The sequence below is a fragment of the Flavobacterium sp. GSA192 genome, from assembly GCF_006386525.1.
GTDB lineage: Bacteria > Bacteroidota > Bacteroidia > Flavobacteriales > Flavobacteriaceae > Flavobacterium > Flavobacterium commune.
Genome location: NZ_VAHC01000006.1, coordinates 143,182 through 158,398, shown reverse-complemented (window position 1 = coordinate 158,398; position 15,217 = coordinate 143,182). Strand labels below are relative to the sequence as shown.

The following is a 15,217-nucleotide window of genomic DNA, read 5'->3' as shown; positions in this document are numbered from 1 at the left end:
ATGAAAATGAACAAAAGGGATATTAGGTCATTAAATCCAGAATCATTTTTATATTTCAAGTCCAAATTAAGGGCCTATAACATCAAAAGCAGAATAACCATGCGCATTAAATGTTTTTTATCTTTCGTTGTATTAATTGGTATTAACACTAACATTTTTGCCAAAAAAATCTATGTTGATAATGTTGCTCAAACATATAAAGTCTTAAATAATTTGAGACCCGGAGACAGCCTGGTATTCAAAAAGGGAGAATATAAGGATATTCAATTATTGCTTAAACAAAATGAAAGCAGCAGTAAACCAATTGTTTTAATTGCGGAAACACCAGGTAGTGTAATTTTCTGTGGAGACGTGAAAGTGGCTATGTATGGTACATACACAGAGCTTAACGGCATTTATTTTACCAATGGAAACCGTAATCCAAATCAATGGAAGTCACATGGACCCGGACTTATTGCTATGTATGCCAGCTATTGCAGGGTTTCCAATTGTGCATTTAACAATTTCGATGAAGCTAATTCAGCATACATTACTACATCATTGGACGAAAACGGAAATGTCCCCACACATTGTCGCATTGACCATTGTAGTTTTACGAATAAACTTACCTTCGATCAGGTTATTAACTTAAACAATCAAAAAGCTCCAGACAAAACAAGCCAGGTAATTGCACCACCAATGTACCATCGTGTGGATCATTGCTTTTTCTCGAATCCCAAAAAGAAAGGTAATGCCGGAGGTGCTATCCGTGTAGGGTATTACCGAAATGCACTTGGTCGTTGTTTAGTTGATTCAAATCTTTTTATTCGTCAGGATTCGGAATCAGAAATAGTAACCAGCAAGTCAATGGAAAATGTATATTATGCCAATACAGTTTTAAATTGCCAAGGAACTCTTAATTTTCGTCATGGTGACAAACAAGTAGCGATTAATAATTTCTTTTTATCAGATGATGAAAAATATAAAGGCTATGGAGGCATGTATATATGGGGTAGCAAACACATTATAGCCGGGAATTATTTTAGTTTGTCAAAAACAATTGAATCTAGGGGTAATGCCGCTATTTATCTTAATACTGGCGCTGAGGGAACGGAACATGCGCTTGCATTTGGAAGCATTATTGCTAAAAATATGTTTGTTAATAACAATGGTTACGCCATCCACTTTAATCCTTTAGAAGAGCTTAGAAAGAATTTTTCAAAAGAGAAAAACCTTCCCTACAATGTGCCTCACCATATTACGCTTAGTGATAACACCTTTTTTGACAATAAAAAGTATGGTTACACTTTTTTTAAAGATGATTATAAAGATTTGAATAGGAATAATCAGTGGAATAAAAATATTTATTGGGGTAAACAAACAGGTCTTACTCCATTGTTAGGTCTTGAAGAAAAGCAATTTGAAATGGTTTTACAAAATGGTTTTTATTTTTTGAAAAACAAAAATGCTCAAAGTAGTCTTGCAGGATTGCCTAACTTTTATAATAATATTGAAGGTATTGAGCTGAATTTTGATGAGGCTGTAAGTAATTCTACTATGCAAAAACCGCTTAGTATTGAACAAGTGATTCCTAAATGGATGTTAAATACTTTGGGGGATTATTATAAAACAGGAAAGTTATCTCCTGAGTTAGAAGTAAGGTTGAAACGAATTTCAGCTACAAGAGAAGAATGATATATTTACAATCAAGTTAATGAATTTATTTTGGTTTTCACGATAATTATTTGTATTAGTTTACAATATTATTAAGCTCTTATTTTGATAATGATATTAGATGTATAAACAATAAAACAATTTATTCTAAAAAATCTATCTGAATAATATTTTTTTAAGCTGTTTTTTTATGTAAATAGAATACAAAAAACGATATGTAACCAATTTATTTTTGTCAAATCTCTTTAAATTGAAACCGTAAACTCAAAGATTAAGAATACAATCTTTGAATTTACGGTTTCTTTTATCGGGTTTGTAAGTAATGTTTAAAGAACTAAATCACTAATTTCTAACGCAATTCCCTTAGCTTTTTCATAGGTGTTGGCTTCTGAATAGATACGTAAAATAGCCTCGGTATTTGATTTTCTCAGATGAACCCAGCTATTGTCCATTTCAATTTTGATTCCGTCGATAGTAATTATAGGATAATTGGAAAATTTTGCTTTTATTTTTTCCAAAATTCTATCCATTGATAAGTTGTCAGGAAGATCTATTTTGTGTTTGTACATAGCATATAATGGGAATCTTTCTTTTAATACAGATAATGATAGACCAGATTCAGCCATATAACTTAGTAAAAAACCAATTCCAACCAAGGCATCTCTTCCATAATGCAATTCAGGATAGATTACTCCGCCGTTTCCTTCTCCGCCAATTATGGCATTGACTTCTTTCATTTTTTCAACCACATTTACTTCTCCCACAGCAGCTGAATAATATTTTCCTCCTCTTGTTTCCGTAATATCTTTTAGGGCACGGGTAGAGGATAAATTTGAAACTGTATTTCCTTTTTGGTGCGATAATATATAATCCGATACGGCTACCAGCGTATATTCCTCATTGAATGGCTCACCATTTTCGCAAATAACAACCAATCTGTCGACATCTGGATCTACTGCAATACCAATATCAAAATTACCCTCTTTCATTCTTGCGATTAATTCGGTTAAGTTTTCTGTGAGTGGTTCCGGGTTATGTGCAAATTGGCCTGTGGGATCGCAATTCATTAGTTCAATCTGATCTACTCCCAAACTATTCAATAATAAAGGAACCGCAATTCCTCCGGTAGAATTCACCGCATCAATGACTACTTTGAATTTCCTTTTCTGAATAGCTTCCGTATTAATTAAAGGCAAAGCTTTAATGGCTTCGATATGGAAGTTAAAATAATCGGTATTAATAGTATAATTACCTAAATGGTCTACATCAGCATATTCATAATTTTCAGACTCAATACTTTTTAAAATAGTTGTTATGTCTTTGGCCGAAATAAATTCTCCTTTTTCATTTAGTAATTTTAAGGCATTCCATTCCTTAGGATTATGACTGGCTGTCAGGATGATACCTCCTAAAGCTTTTTCGGCAACTACTGCCATTTCTACAGTTGGTGTTGTAGATAATCCTAAATCAACAACGTCTAACCCCATTGATTGTAGCGTGCCACTTACAATCCTAGAAACTATTTCTCCTGAAAGGCGGGCATCTCTACCAATTACTATTTTTTTTCTTGTAGTGTCTTTAGATTTTAGCCAAAAACCAAAAGCTGCTGTAAAAGTGACAATATCATTTGGGGTAAAAGCATTTCCTGTAGTTCCTCCAATGGTTCCTCTTATTCCTGAGATGGATTTTATTAAAGTCATAATTATTGATTTTTATTAAAATTACTTGTGTTTATTTTATACATAAAATTATTTTGATGATGGAGTTTTTCAAAAGAAAATGTAGATTGAAGAGGTGAATTGATTTTTTACTTTTTGAGAAATATAAAAGTATTAGACCAAAAAGATTTAAGAGAATGATTTTCTTTATTTTTGTTTAAAATCAGCTTGTTGTTTTTTGTTGCTCTGGTGTTCTTACTCTTTTGAAGGCCAAAAGTAGCTATATGATAATAAAATTCCAAGAAAATGTATTGAAAATGTTCTCGAGCACACTATATTTGTGTTTAAAAGAAATAAGAGTTCTATTAGCATTAAAATAAAAAATAGTATGAAAAGAGAGAGCAATATTTACAGGGTTAATTTGATAGAGAAATTGGAGTTGGAAATTACAGGAAAAGGGGAGGGGGGTGTCTGGGATAAAGCAGAAGTATTGACTCAGTTTCTTTCTCCTTGGGATATAAAGGAGCCTTCAAAAATAGAATTTAGAGCCTTATGGGATGGAGTGTATTTCTTTTTTTGTTTTAGAGTTTTTGATTCTAAAATCCATATCGTAGCCAAAGACGACAGTTTTGTCAGTATCAATGATTCTGACAGAGTTGAACTTTTTTTTAGACCTGATACTTCGTTAAATCCTTATTACTGTTTAGAAATCGATACTGCTGCAAGAATAATGGATTTTATAGCTTATCCTGATAAAAAATTTGATTTTAACTGGAACTGGCCAAAAAATGATATCAAAGTAAAATCATCAAAAAATGATAAGAGTTTTACAGTAGAAGGAGCTATTAGTATCGATTCTTTTAATAAGTTTAATTTGATTAAAGATAATAAGATTGAAGCTGGAATTTTTAGAGCAAAATATAATTCTGAAGATGGAATTAATTTTGAGCCAACTTGGATTTCCTGGGTAAATCCTAATACTGAGACTCCTGATTTTCATATTCCATCTTCTTTTGGAGTATTGCATTTAATGTTTTAAATTTTTATTCCATGTAATAACTGGCGTTTTCAGAGTTAACTATGTCTATAGGTAAGAGTGTTTCGGGAGTGATGTTTTTTCCAAATATAAAATGATCTACCAATGAACAGATTCCTAGGTATACTTGTTGTTTTGGATTTTGATTAATTAGAAAATCTATTGTTCCTTTGTTTAAATAATTGATGTTGTCTTCTAGTAGGTCATAACCAATAATTGAGATCTTGTTATTGTTAGTTTCATTAATAATTCTAGCAACTTGATAAGCCTTAGAAGTAGTTATGAAAATACCAGATAGATTTGGATTTTCTTTTAAAAAAGCAGTAAATTTTATTTCGTAAGTTGATTTTTTTAATTTTAAAGTTGTTATATCCTGATCTGATTTTTTATTTTCAAGAAAATAATTTCTAAAACCTTTTTCTTTTTCCTGCATGTGTATAGCATTTTTGAATTTTTCATCAATATGAATAATTGCAATTTGTCCATTTTGAGTTATAACTTCCATTAATTTAGCTGCGACTCTACCGCTTTGATAAAGATTTTGTCCTACAAAATTTCTGATTTCTTCAGATGGTACTTGGTTGTTGAATGCATTAACTAGCGTTCCCTGTTTATTATAGTTTTCAATTGCAGTCAAGGCTTCATGGAAAAATAAAGGCGCTAATAGTACGGCATCTGGTTTTAATTGCAATACGTTTTCATTTATATCTATAAAGGAATTTGTGTCTTCGGGATTAAAATAATGTGCTTTAATCGATAAGTTAAAAGCTTTAAATTCCTTTATGGCATCTTGAATCCCTTTGATACAAGGCTTCCAGTATGAATCGTATGCCGGATCAGGGAGTACTACACTTATAGTGTATATTTTATTGTTTTTTAGATTTCGGGCAATTAGATTAGGTTCATAATCTATTTCGTTTAAAACAGCATTTATACTATCAAGCGCCTTTGGAGAAACTTTTCCTCGGTTATGTAAAACTCTATCGACTGTGCCTTTAGACACTCCTGCTAATTGTGCAATGTCTTTTATAGTATATTTTTTATTCATAGATGCTAATATATCAGGTTTAATCTGTTTTATGCTTCAATTTATTTTTTTTAGCAGTTCTTATAGTAAAGTTATTTTTAATATTAAGTGTAAATTTATTAATGGATTTTTAATATCAAAATCGGTTTTTGCTTTTAAGAGTTCTACTTTTTTAATAAAATTTGTTTTAGCATCCAATTATACACTTTTTTTTTGTTTTATAGAAATTTAGTAGTAAAAAACGTATTTTTTGTGCTCGAGAACATTGTTTTGGTGTGTTCGAGCACATTTTTATTGTTTTTTCTTGTTTTACTTAAATTAAATCTATAGTTTCGCATTATAAAACTTAAAAAATGGGGTTGATGTTTTGAGTTTTAAGTTGTTTAATGTATTGTTTATTAGTTATTTAATTTGTTAAAATGAAAAATATTGTATCGTTAGCGCCAGGGAGAACTTGCCTTTTTGGAGATCATCAGGATTATCTTGGATTGCCTGTTATTGCTTGTGCAATAAGTAGAAATATAAAGCTTTCTGCAGTACAAAATAAAACAGGTGTATTCAAGTTGGATATGGTCGATATTAATCAGCTTAGAGTGATAGATATCAATGAGGTTTTTTCGGAGTTAGAACCTCGTGATTATTTTGCTTCTTCGTTAAGGGTTTTAAGAAGGTATGGTTGTGTACCTAATGTAGGATATGATATTACTATAACTGGTAATATTCCAATCAATTCTGGGACATCAAGTTCATCAGCTTTATTGTTGGCGTGGATTAATTTTTTGGTCGAAGCTTTTGGTGTTAATGAAGAAGTAACACCGGAATTTATTTCTAAAATAGGTTATTTGTCTGAAGTTGTGGAGCACGGTGAGCCTGGAGGTATGATGGATCATTTTAGTATCGGTGTTGGCAATGTGGTACATATAAATACTGTAAATCCATTTTCGGTTACGGTCATAGGAAAAGGCTTAGATGGTCTGGTAACAGGGGTTTCAGGAGTTCCAAAAGAGACCATTGGTTTAATAGGGGAATTAAAAGCAAATGCATTATTGGCAATAGAAATTGTAAAAAGTCATTTTGAAAACTTCGATTTGAATAAGACTGAAATTGAGGATTTAAAGCAGTACTGCAACTTTTTGCCAGACCGATTGATTCCTTATTTTGAAGCAGCAATCAAAAATCACCATTATACTAAAATGGCTTTAATTGAATTTCAAAAACCTTCTCTTGATTTAAAAAAGATTGGCGAATTAATGAACTGTCATCATGCTGTTTTGAGAGATTTACTAAAAATAACAGTTCCAAGAATTGATGCTATGATTAATGCTGCACTAGAGGCAGGCGCTTATGGAGCTAAAATTGTTGGTTCAGGAGGTGGAGGCAGTATTGTAGCGATAGCTGAACCAGGAAAAGAATCTAAGGTGGTAGAAGCAATGTTGGCTGCTGGAGCAGTTGCTGCTTATGCTGTAAATGTAGATCCAGGAGCAAGAATAGTAAAAACATTGTAAATTTTTTAATAAAAATGAATATGCATACTAATTTAATAATTTTAGCAGGGGGAGCTTCTTCAAGAATGAAAAAAGAAGCGATAGTTGAAAATTTGACAGAAGAGGAAATCGCACAAGCAAACGAAAGAAGTAAAGGTTTGATAGGAGTTGGTCCTAATGGAAGACCTTTAATGGATTATCTTTTAGTAAATGCAAAAAAAGCGGGATATAAAAACATCTATATCATTATAGGGGAACAGGGAGAGTTGTTTAAATCGTTTTATGGTAATAAGGATAAGAACAATGATTTTCACGGATTGAATATTTCTTTTGCTGTTCAATACGTTCCAGAAGGAAGAGTCAAACCATTTGGAACTGCCGACGCTTTATTTCAGGCAGTTGAGCAATATCCTGAATTAAATACCCAATTTTATTCGGTTTGTAATAGTGATAATTTATATTCAGCTGAGGCATTGTATGCACTTCGTGAAACCAATAGTCCTAATGCGTTTATTAGCTATGATCGTGATGCAATGGAATTTCCTGCTGAGCGTATTTCCCGTTTTGCAGTTGCAAAATTGAATCAAAACAGCTGTCTTCTTGATATTATTGAAAAGCCAGAGGCTGACGTTGTAGAATCCTTTAAGGATGCTGATGGAAAAATTAGGGTAAGTATGAATGCCTTTAAGTTCAAAGGTGAAACTTTATATCCTTATCTTAAAAATTGTCCGGTTCACCCTGAAAGGGACGAAAAAGAACTACCAACAGTGCTTTTAAACTTATTACAGGATTTCCCTAATACTGCTTTAGGAATTCCTTTTTCAGAACATGTGCCTGATTTAACTGCAAAAGAAGATATTGTAGAAGTAAAGGCTTATTTGAAAAAACATTTTCCTGTATTGGATTGGAATTAAATAACTTAATAAACAATTTAAAAAAAAAACAGAAAGAAATGAAAAAATATGTAATTACAGGAGGATCGGGATTTATAGGAAGTCATATTGCTGAACATTTATCTGGAGAAGGACACCAAGTTATTGTGTTAGATAGTCTAAGAACTGGATTCGAAAAAAATCTCGACGGATTAAATGTTCAGTTTGTTAAAGGAGATATTAGAGACAAGGGGCTTGTTGATGAGTTAGTTCAAGGAGCAAGTAGTATTTTTCATTTGGCAGCTTTAGTTAGTGTTCCTGAATCATTATTGCGTTTGGATGAATGTATTGATATCAACACCATCGGAACAATTAATATCCTGGAGGCAGCAAGAAAAAACAATGGCTGCAAAGTGGTGCTTTCTTCATCAGCTGCTAATTATGGAAATAATCCTGTTTTGCCTAAAGTAGAAACTATGATTCCTGAGCCAATGACTCCTTATGCAATTACAAAATTAGATGGAGAATTCTATTTAAAGATGTATCAGGATCAATGGAATGTTCCGACAGCTTCATTGCGATATTTTAATGTCTTTGGACCAAGGCAAAATCCTCAATCAGCTTATGCGGCAGCAGTGCCTATTTTTATTAATAAAGCCCTTCAAAACCAGCCGATAACTATTTATGGAGACGGTTCACAAACTAGAGATTTTATTTATGTGAAAGATGTTGTGAAAGCCAATATTTTGGCATCTCAAATTGGTAATGAAACCTATAATGTAGCTTTGGGGTATAGTACTTCTATCTTAGAATTGGCAGAAAAAATAATTAAAATAACAAATTCTAAATCCCAAATACAATTCTTAGAAGAACGTTCAGGTGATATTAAGCATTCGAAAGCAGATCCATCAAAATTCAATAATTTAGGTTTTAAGCCAGCTCATTCTATTGAAACAGCTTTAGAAGAAACCATTGCTTTTTATCATCAGGAATTGCTAAAATAAAAGAAGGGTTTGGGATTCCAGACGAATTGGTTATTATTTAAAGCATGATAAATTAATTTAACGATAAGCAAAATGACACAAATTAAAAACACATTAGAAAAAAGTCAAAGTAAAGTTTTAATACCGATGGCTATTTTAACTTTGTTATTTTTTATATTAGGGTTTGTTACCTGGTTAAATGGACCTTTGATTCCATTTTTTGAAATAGCCTGTGAATTATCACCATCAGAGGCTTATTTTGTAGCTTTTGCTTTTTATATTGCTTATTTTGTAATGGCTATTCCGTCTTCTTGGATTATAGAAAAAGTTGGGTATAAAAATGGTATTTCACTCGGTTTAATAGTAATTGCTATTGGGGCATTCATGTTTTATCCAGCTGCTGAAATGAGAACTTTTCTTTTGTTCTTAGTAGCTTTGTTCATAATGGGAACAGGATTAGCCATTTTACAGACTGCGGCAAATCCTTATGTCGTTGTAATTGGTCCAAGGGAGAGTGCAGCGGCAAGAATTAGTGTTTTAGGAATTGCCAACAAATTAGCCGGATTTATAGCACCTTTAGTATTAACTGCTTTGGTATTGTCTAACATGAAGGATTATACTAAAGAAAAAATAGCTATGCTTGGCACTGTGTCTAGATCAGAAGCATTGGATACGCTGGCACTTCAATTGCAAACACCGTATATTTATATGGGAATCGTAATTTTAATTTTAGCAATCTTAGCGAAGTTATCCCCTCTTCCTGAAATTGATTTAGATGAAGATGGCCATGTAGCTCATTTGAGTATCTATAAACAAATTAGTAATGCATTCAAGTATCCACAACTTGTTTTGGGGGCAATAACTCTGATGTTGTATGTTGCAGCAGAGGTAATAGCGGGAGATACAATAGGAACTTTTGGAAAACAGCTCGGAGTTTATGGTGAAAATGGGGATTTTTATCTTAAGTTGACCTCGTTTACCATGACAGCAATGTTGATAGGTTATATTGTTGGAATCGCATTAATACCTAAATACTTATCTCAGGTTAATGCATTAAAAATTTCAGGTATTTTGGGAGTGATTTTAGTGATTTCCATTGTGTTGCTGTCTCCGAGTATTATGATTCAATTACCTTTTATTCCCGCTTTGCCTTTGGTAATTATTTTAGTAGCACTATTCGGTTTGGTCAATGCACTTTGTTGGCCGGCAATTTGGCCATTGGCTCTTCAGAATTTAGGAGGATACACAAAAATTGGTGGAGCAATACTAATTATGTCTATCATAGGTGGAGCAATTTTTCCTTTATTATATGGGCTTTTAGCCGAAAGTATCAATATGTCTAATCAAGCTACAGCAGCTTTATCCACAGCAAAAACAGGAAATCAAATAGCATATTTAATGCTTTTACCTGCTTATTTAATGATTTTCTTCTTTGCACATAAAGGGCATAAATACACCAGCTGGTCAAGAAAATAAGCGAATAAATACAATATAAAATTTAAAAATAAACTAACAATGTTAAAAAGTAATATAGACAAAGCGACAGGTTTTGAAAAAAGATTTGAAAATATTGATACAGTAGTTTTTGAAAATTCAACGGAGGCTTCTAAGGCTGTTGCTCAACAAATAGCTTCATTGATCAAATCAAAACAGGTAAGTAATGAATTATGTATTTTAGGTTTGGCAACAGGTTCTTCACCAAAGGGGTTATATGCTGAATTAGTACGCTTGCACAAAGAAGAAGGTTTGAGTTTTAAAAATGTGGTTTCCTTCAATCTGGATGAATATTACCCAATGGAACCGGATTCGATAAACAGTTACGTGCGATTCATGAAAGAATTATTTTTTAACCATGTTGACATTCTGCCTGAAAACGTAAATATTCCAGATGGAACTTTATCAAAAGAAGCTATAGCCGATTATTGTGCTAATTATGAAGCTAAAATTGAATCTTTGGGAGGAATTGATTTGCAGATTCTTGGAATTGGAGGTAACGGTCATATCGGTTTTAACGAATCAGGTTCTTTACAGAATTCAAAAACCAGATTAGTAGCCTTAGATCATATTACCAGAGTTGCGGCAAGTGGAGATTTTTCAGGGTTGAGTAATACGCCAAGAACAGCAATTACTTTGGGAGTAAAAAAAATAATGGAAGCTAAACAGGTTATTTTGATGGCTTGGGGCGAAGGAAAATCGAATATTATCAAAGCCTCTGTAGAAGGAGAGGTAACAAATCAGGTACCGGCTTCCTTTTTACAGGAACATGATAATGCGGTTTTTGTTTTAGACAAAGAAGCTTCTTCAAAACTAACAAGAATCAATACTCCTTGGTTAGTTGAAAAAATTGTCTGGACTGATAAATTAATCCGAAAAGCAGTTTTAGGTTTAGCATTAAAATTAAAGAAACCTATTTTGATGTTGACTGATGCTGATTATATCGAAAACGGTATGAGTGATTTATTAGCCGATTCAGGACCTGCTTACGAAATCAATATTAAAATTTTCAATAAACTTCAAAATACCATTACTGGATGGCCAGGGGGGAAACCTAATGCAAATGACGAGAACAGACCTGAAAGAGCTTTACCTTCAAGAAAAAAGGTATTGATTTTTAGTCCGCATCCTGACGATGATATCATTAGTATGGGAGGTACTTTTATGCGTTTACAAGAACAAGGGCATGAAGTACATGTTGCTTATCAAACTTCAGGAAATATTGCTGTAGCCGATGATGAGGCATTACGTTTTGCCAATTTTGTTTGCGATTATAATGAGAAATTTGGTATAAAAAGTCTTGAAGCTGAAACTATTTTTAAAAAATCAATTACTTTTCTTAAAAATAAAAAAAGCAGTGAAATCGACATTCCAGAAGTTCGTTATATCAAAGGTTTAATTCGAAAAGGAGAAGCGCGTGCAACTAGTCATTATGTTGGTTTAGCTGATGACCAAATCCATTTTATGGAGTTGCCGTTTTATGAAACAGGTACGATTAAAAAGAATCCTATTGGTCAGGATGATATCCAAATTACGATGGATTTGATTGAGAAAATTAAACCACATCAGATTTATGCAGCTGGTGATTTAGCCGATCCACACGGTACCCATAAAGTTTGTTTGGATGCTATTTTTGAAGCTGTGAAAAATTTAAAATCTAAGGATTTTATGAAAGATTGTTGGTTGTGGTTGTACAGAGGAGCCTGGCAGGAATGGGGAATTGATGAGATTGAAATGGCAGTACCAATGAGTCCGGATCAGGTTTTAGCTAAAAGACATGGTATTTTTAAACACCAATCTCAAAAAGACGGGGTTGTTTTCCAGGGATCGGATGCCAGAGAATTTTGGCAAAGAGCTGAAGACCGAAATAGTGAAACAGCAGCCTTATATGATAAATTAGGGCTTTCCAGTTACGCTGCTATGGAGGCTTTTGTAAGATGGGAGTATTAATTTGGTATTTTCTTAATAATCGATAAACAAGCTGCTGCATATAAGAAATTGGGACGTCTGATTATGCAGTTCTGTAAGCATTTTTTAAGTTGAATGTATTAGGTTTGTTTTGAAAAAAAAATTGGTTTTATTTTTTTTTAACCTCAAGAGTATCAATCCTTGAGGCTTTTTTATTGGTCTCAGTTTAGGGTCTAAAACCCTGCAATTTATTGCAGTACTTTAGTAATGTGAAAAAATCTTTACCTTTAGATTATGAGTAAAGATTTAAGAAAAGGTTCGCACACAGTCAGCAGATTAATATGTCATGTTGTTTGGGTTACTAAGTATAGGTTTAAAGTTTTCAAAGGAGATGTTCAAAAGCGTTGCCGTGAGATTTTGATACAGATCTGTGAAGCTGAAGGAATTGAAATTTTAAAAGGAGTTGTTAGTTCAGATCATGTTCACACGCATATAGAATACGCTCCAAAGCATAACGTCAGCTCAATTTTAAAAAGTTTCAAAGGAAGAACTTCAAGAAAATTGCAGATGGAATTTCCCGAATTGAAAGAACGTTATTTGGGGCAACTTTTTTGGGCAAGTGGTTATGGTGTTTGGAGTACTGGAAATATAACTGATAAAATGGTAAATGAATATTTGGAACATCATAGAAGAAAAGAGAGTGATGATAATTCAAATTTCATTCTCGAATGAAATAAATGAGGGACTTTCAGTCCCTCGTAAAACAAACCTCTGCACTTTCAGTGCAGAGTGGTTTAGTAACAGGTTTTTTTACTTTTTGTAAATAAATTTAACATTTAAGAAGGCTAGTTTATTAAATGTATCAAAATTAGGACGAATTAGATGACTAAGTACACTAATTTCAGACGATAAAAAACAGTCAAAGCATTTTTTTAAAATGCTCTTACTGTTGAGGGGGGTGCATTTAAATAGAATTTAGGATAAAACCAATCAAACTATATTATTCATAATTTTTATTTTTTAAGATTAGTTAATTCAAGTTGCTAGTTAATCGATTTATTTAATTGTAATCCGAAGACAAACAAAGTTAGCTTTATTAGAAAATCTTTCAAAGTCACCGCGTGTATCGTTCTTGGGAAAAGTTTTTTAGACACTATCCCTAAAAGTGTGTAAGTTGAAAAGTTAAGGCTTCGTTTTTATAATCGGAGCCTTTTTTCAAATATAAGGGTAAATTGGTTTAAAACAATTCCCCAATTTTGAATAGGCATTGACCATTTTTTGGTCGCTTCTCTTAAAGCCAAAAATACCGATTTTAATACAGCATCATCTGTTGGGAACGACATTTTATTTTTAGTGTATTTTCTAATTTTTCCGTTTAAGTTCTCGATTAAATTTGTTGTATAAATGATTTTTCTAATTTCAATTGGAAAATCAAAAAATACGGTCAATTCATCCCAGTTATCTCGCCAGGATTTAATTGCATAAGAATATTTGGATTCCCATTTGTCTGCAAAATCGTTTAAAGCCAACTCTGCTGCTTGTTTTGTTGGAGCGTTATAAATATGTTTCATATCGGCAGTAAATTGTTTTCTATCCTTCCAAACAACATATTTACAAGCGTTTCTAATTTGATGAACCACACAGATTTGTGTTTGGGATTCAGGAAAAACACTTCGGATTGTTTGAGTAAATCCATTTAAATTATCGGTAGCTGTAATAAGTATATCTTCAACGCCACGGGCTTTTAAATCAGTCAAAACACTCATCCAAAAGCTACTGCTTTCATTCTTACCAAGCCACATTCCTAAAACATCTTTTTTGCCATCTCTGTTAAGCCCTACAGCTAAATAAATAGTTTTATTGATAACTTTCGAACCTTCTCTAACCTTAAAAACAATACCATCCATCCAAACAATTAAATAAAGCTCTTCTAGTGGCCTGTTTTGCCAAGTAACTACTTCATTTGTAATTGTGTTGGTAATACGTGATATAGTCGAAAAAGACACTTCAAAATCATATACCTCCTTGATCTGTTCTTCAATATCACTAACACTCATGCCTTTAGCATAAAGTGAGATGATGACATTTTCAATACCTTGGGCTATATTTTCTCTTTTAGGAACAAGCAGGGGATTAAAGGAAGAATCTCTGTCACGAGGAACTTTGATTTCTTGTTGACCAAAAGAGGTCTTTATTTTTTTAGTTCCGTGTCCGTTGCGATAATTACCCTTAGTGGTTTTATCGTGTTTTTCATTGTCTAAATGAGCATCAAGTTCGGCTTCGAGCATATGTTCAACAGCTCGTTTGTGCATCGTTTGAAAGAATGAGGTTAAATCTTCTGCATTCTTGAAGGATTTATAGAAATCCTTGTTGTTTAATAAGTCGTCTTTGTCAATCATAATTATGTAAGGTTAAAAATAACAAAAAGTTATTTCCGAAAAATATTTTTGAGCTTTTTAAAGGAGCTCAAATATTTTTCAGAATAACTTTTCAACTTACACAGTTAGTGAGACACTACCGTTTTTTAATATCGCTAATAGTTGTTTCTATTCTTTTCCTCATTTTTAATTTTTCTTTTTTTTGTTCCAAAGTGTCTATTCTTTTAGAATTTGATTTCTTTTGAATCTTCAAGAAAATACATTTTTGTTCGCGCGCAAAATCTTCCAAACCATAATCCAAATAGGCACTATCTCCATAAATTGATGCTTCTGCAGGCAATTTATTTATCATTTTTCCCAATGCTTTTGCATCAGCCGTTTTTCCCGGAGTAAAATGAAAGGCTATTGGGATACCATCTTTTGTTGTAACTAATTGTACTTTGACTCCATAAAAATAGTTTCTCATGCTTGCCGTGTAACCTCTCCACTTTTTATCTTTAACAATTTTACAATTAAGAATCCTTAATATTGTTACATATTGCAACTGGAAAGGAATCTATAATGTATTGCATTTCGCAACAAAAGCGTTTAAAATAAGAACTTATAATTTCAAATAACTCACAAAGAAGTTTTCCGACTTTATGAATTCGTCTGTTAAATCGGCTCTTATCGAGCGTATTGGGAATAAATCCGTATTGTTTCATAAACCGAATAGCAGAGGAAT

Annotated in this window: 12 protein-coding genes; 8 read left to right on the top strand and 4 right to left on the bottom strand. The window is 32.6% G+C overall.

All coding sequences use genetic code 11. The features are described 5' to 3' along the window. Positions 1 to 99 precede the first annotated feature (99 nt). On the top strand, positions 100 to 1,674 hold the full coding sequence (locus FDM27_RS13355) for a chondroitinase-B domain-containing protein (protein ID WP_140487186.1): 1,575 nt from the start codon (positions 100 to 102) through the stop codon (positions 1,672 to 1,674). 305 nt (positions 1,675 to 1,979) lie between these two features. On the opposite strand, the gene glmM is transcribed toward FDM27_RS13355, so the two are convergent. Beyond that, a complete protein-coding gene (gene glmM, locus FDM27_RS13350; protein ID WP_140487184.1) occupies positions 1,980 to 3,353 on the bottom strand; it encodes a phosphoglucosamine mutase in 1,374 nt (457 codons plus the stop codon). 346 nt (positions 3,354 to 3,699) lie between these two features. On the opposite strand from glmM, the gene FDM27_RS13345 reads away from it, so the two are divergent. Then, a complete protein-coding gene (locus FDM27_RS13345; RefSeq protein ID WP_071186017.1) occupies positions 3,700 to 4,350 on the top strand; it encodes a sugar-binding protein in 651 nt (216 codons plus the stop codon). A 4-nt stretch (positions 4,351 to 4,354) separates the two neighbouring features. Here FDM27_RS13345 and FDM27_RS13340 read toward each other — a convergent pair whose 3' ends face one another. Next, entirely contained in the window at positions 4,355 to 5,395 is a 1,041-nt protein-coding gene (locus FDM27_RS13340) for a LacI family DNA-binding transcriptional regulator (RefSeq protein ID WP_071186016.1), read from the bottom strand. A gap of 398 nt (positions 5,396 to 5,793) precedes the next feature. Between FDM27_RS13340 and FDM27_RS13335 the strand changes: the two genes are divergently transcribed. From FDM27_RS13335 to tnpA, 6 genes are all read left to right on the top strand, one after another. Further along, entirely contained in the window at positions 5,794 to 6,879 is a 1,086-nt protein-coding gene (locus tag FDM27_RS13335; protein WP_071186014.1) for a mevalonate kinase, read from the top strand. Positions 6,880 to 6,893: 14 nt separating this feature from the next. After that, positions 6,894 to 7,772 carry a sugar phosphate nucleotidyltransferase gene (locus FDM27_RS13330; protein WP_232227110.1) on the top strand — a complete coding sequence of 293 codons (879 nt, stop codon included), beginning with the start codon at positions 6,894 to 6,896 and terminating at the stop codon, positions 7,770 to 7,772. Between the two features lie 38 nt (positions 7,773 to 7,810). Further along, positions 7,811 to 8,734: an NAD-dependent epimerase/dehydratase family protein gene (locus tag FDM27_RS13325; RefSeq protein WP_071186493.1), complete on the top strand. Its 924-nt coding sequence runs from the start codon at positions 7,811 to 7,813 to the stop codon at positions 8,732 to 8,734. Positions 8,735 to 8,806: 72 nt separating this feature from the next. Further along, positions 8,807 to 10,189: a sugar MFS transporter gene (locus FDM27_RS13320; protein ID WP_071186012.1), complete on the top strand. Its 1,383-nt coding sequence runs from the start codon at positions 8,807 to 8,809 to the stop codon at positions 10,187 to 10,189. A 39-nt stretch (positions 10,190 to 10,228) separates the two neighbouring features. Next, entirely contained in the window at positions 10,229 to 12,157 is a 1,929-nt protein-coding gene (gene nagB, locus FDM27_RS13315; RefSeq protein ID WP_071186011.1) for a glucosamine-6-phosphate deaminase, read from the top strand. Positions 12,158 to 12,409: 252 nt separating this feature from the next. Next, positions 12,410 to 12,847: an IS200/IS605 family transposase gene (gene tnpA / locus FDM27_RS13310; protein ID WP_071186010.1), complete on the top strand. Its 438-nt coding sequence runs from the start codon at positions 12,410 to 12,412 to the stop codon at positions 12,845 to 12,847. Positions 12,848 to 13,311: 464 nt separating this feature from the next. Here the strand turns inward: tnpA and FDM27_RS13300 are convergent, their stop codons facing one another. After that, positions 13,312 to 14,514 carry an IS256 family transposase gene (locus FDM27_RS13300; RefSeq protein WP_140487181.1) on the bottom strand — a complete coding sequence of 401 codons (1,203 nt, stop codon included), beginning with the start codon at positions 14,512 to 14,514 and terminating at the stop codon, positions 13,312 to 13,314. 115 nt (positions 14,515 to 14,629) lie between these two features. Beyond that, the gene (locus FDM27_RS16230) at positions 14,630 to 15,037 is read right to left on the bottom strand and encodes a transposase (protein WP_255510542.1); all 408 of its coding nucleotides are present in this window, start codon (positions 15,035 to 15,037) and stop codon (positions 14,630 to 14,632) included. Positions 15,038 to 15,217 lie beyond the last annotated feature (180 nt).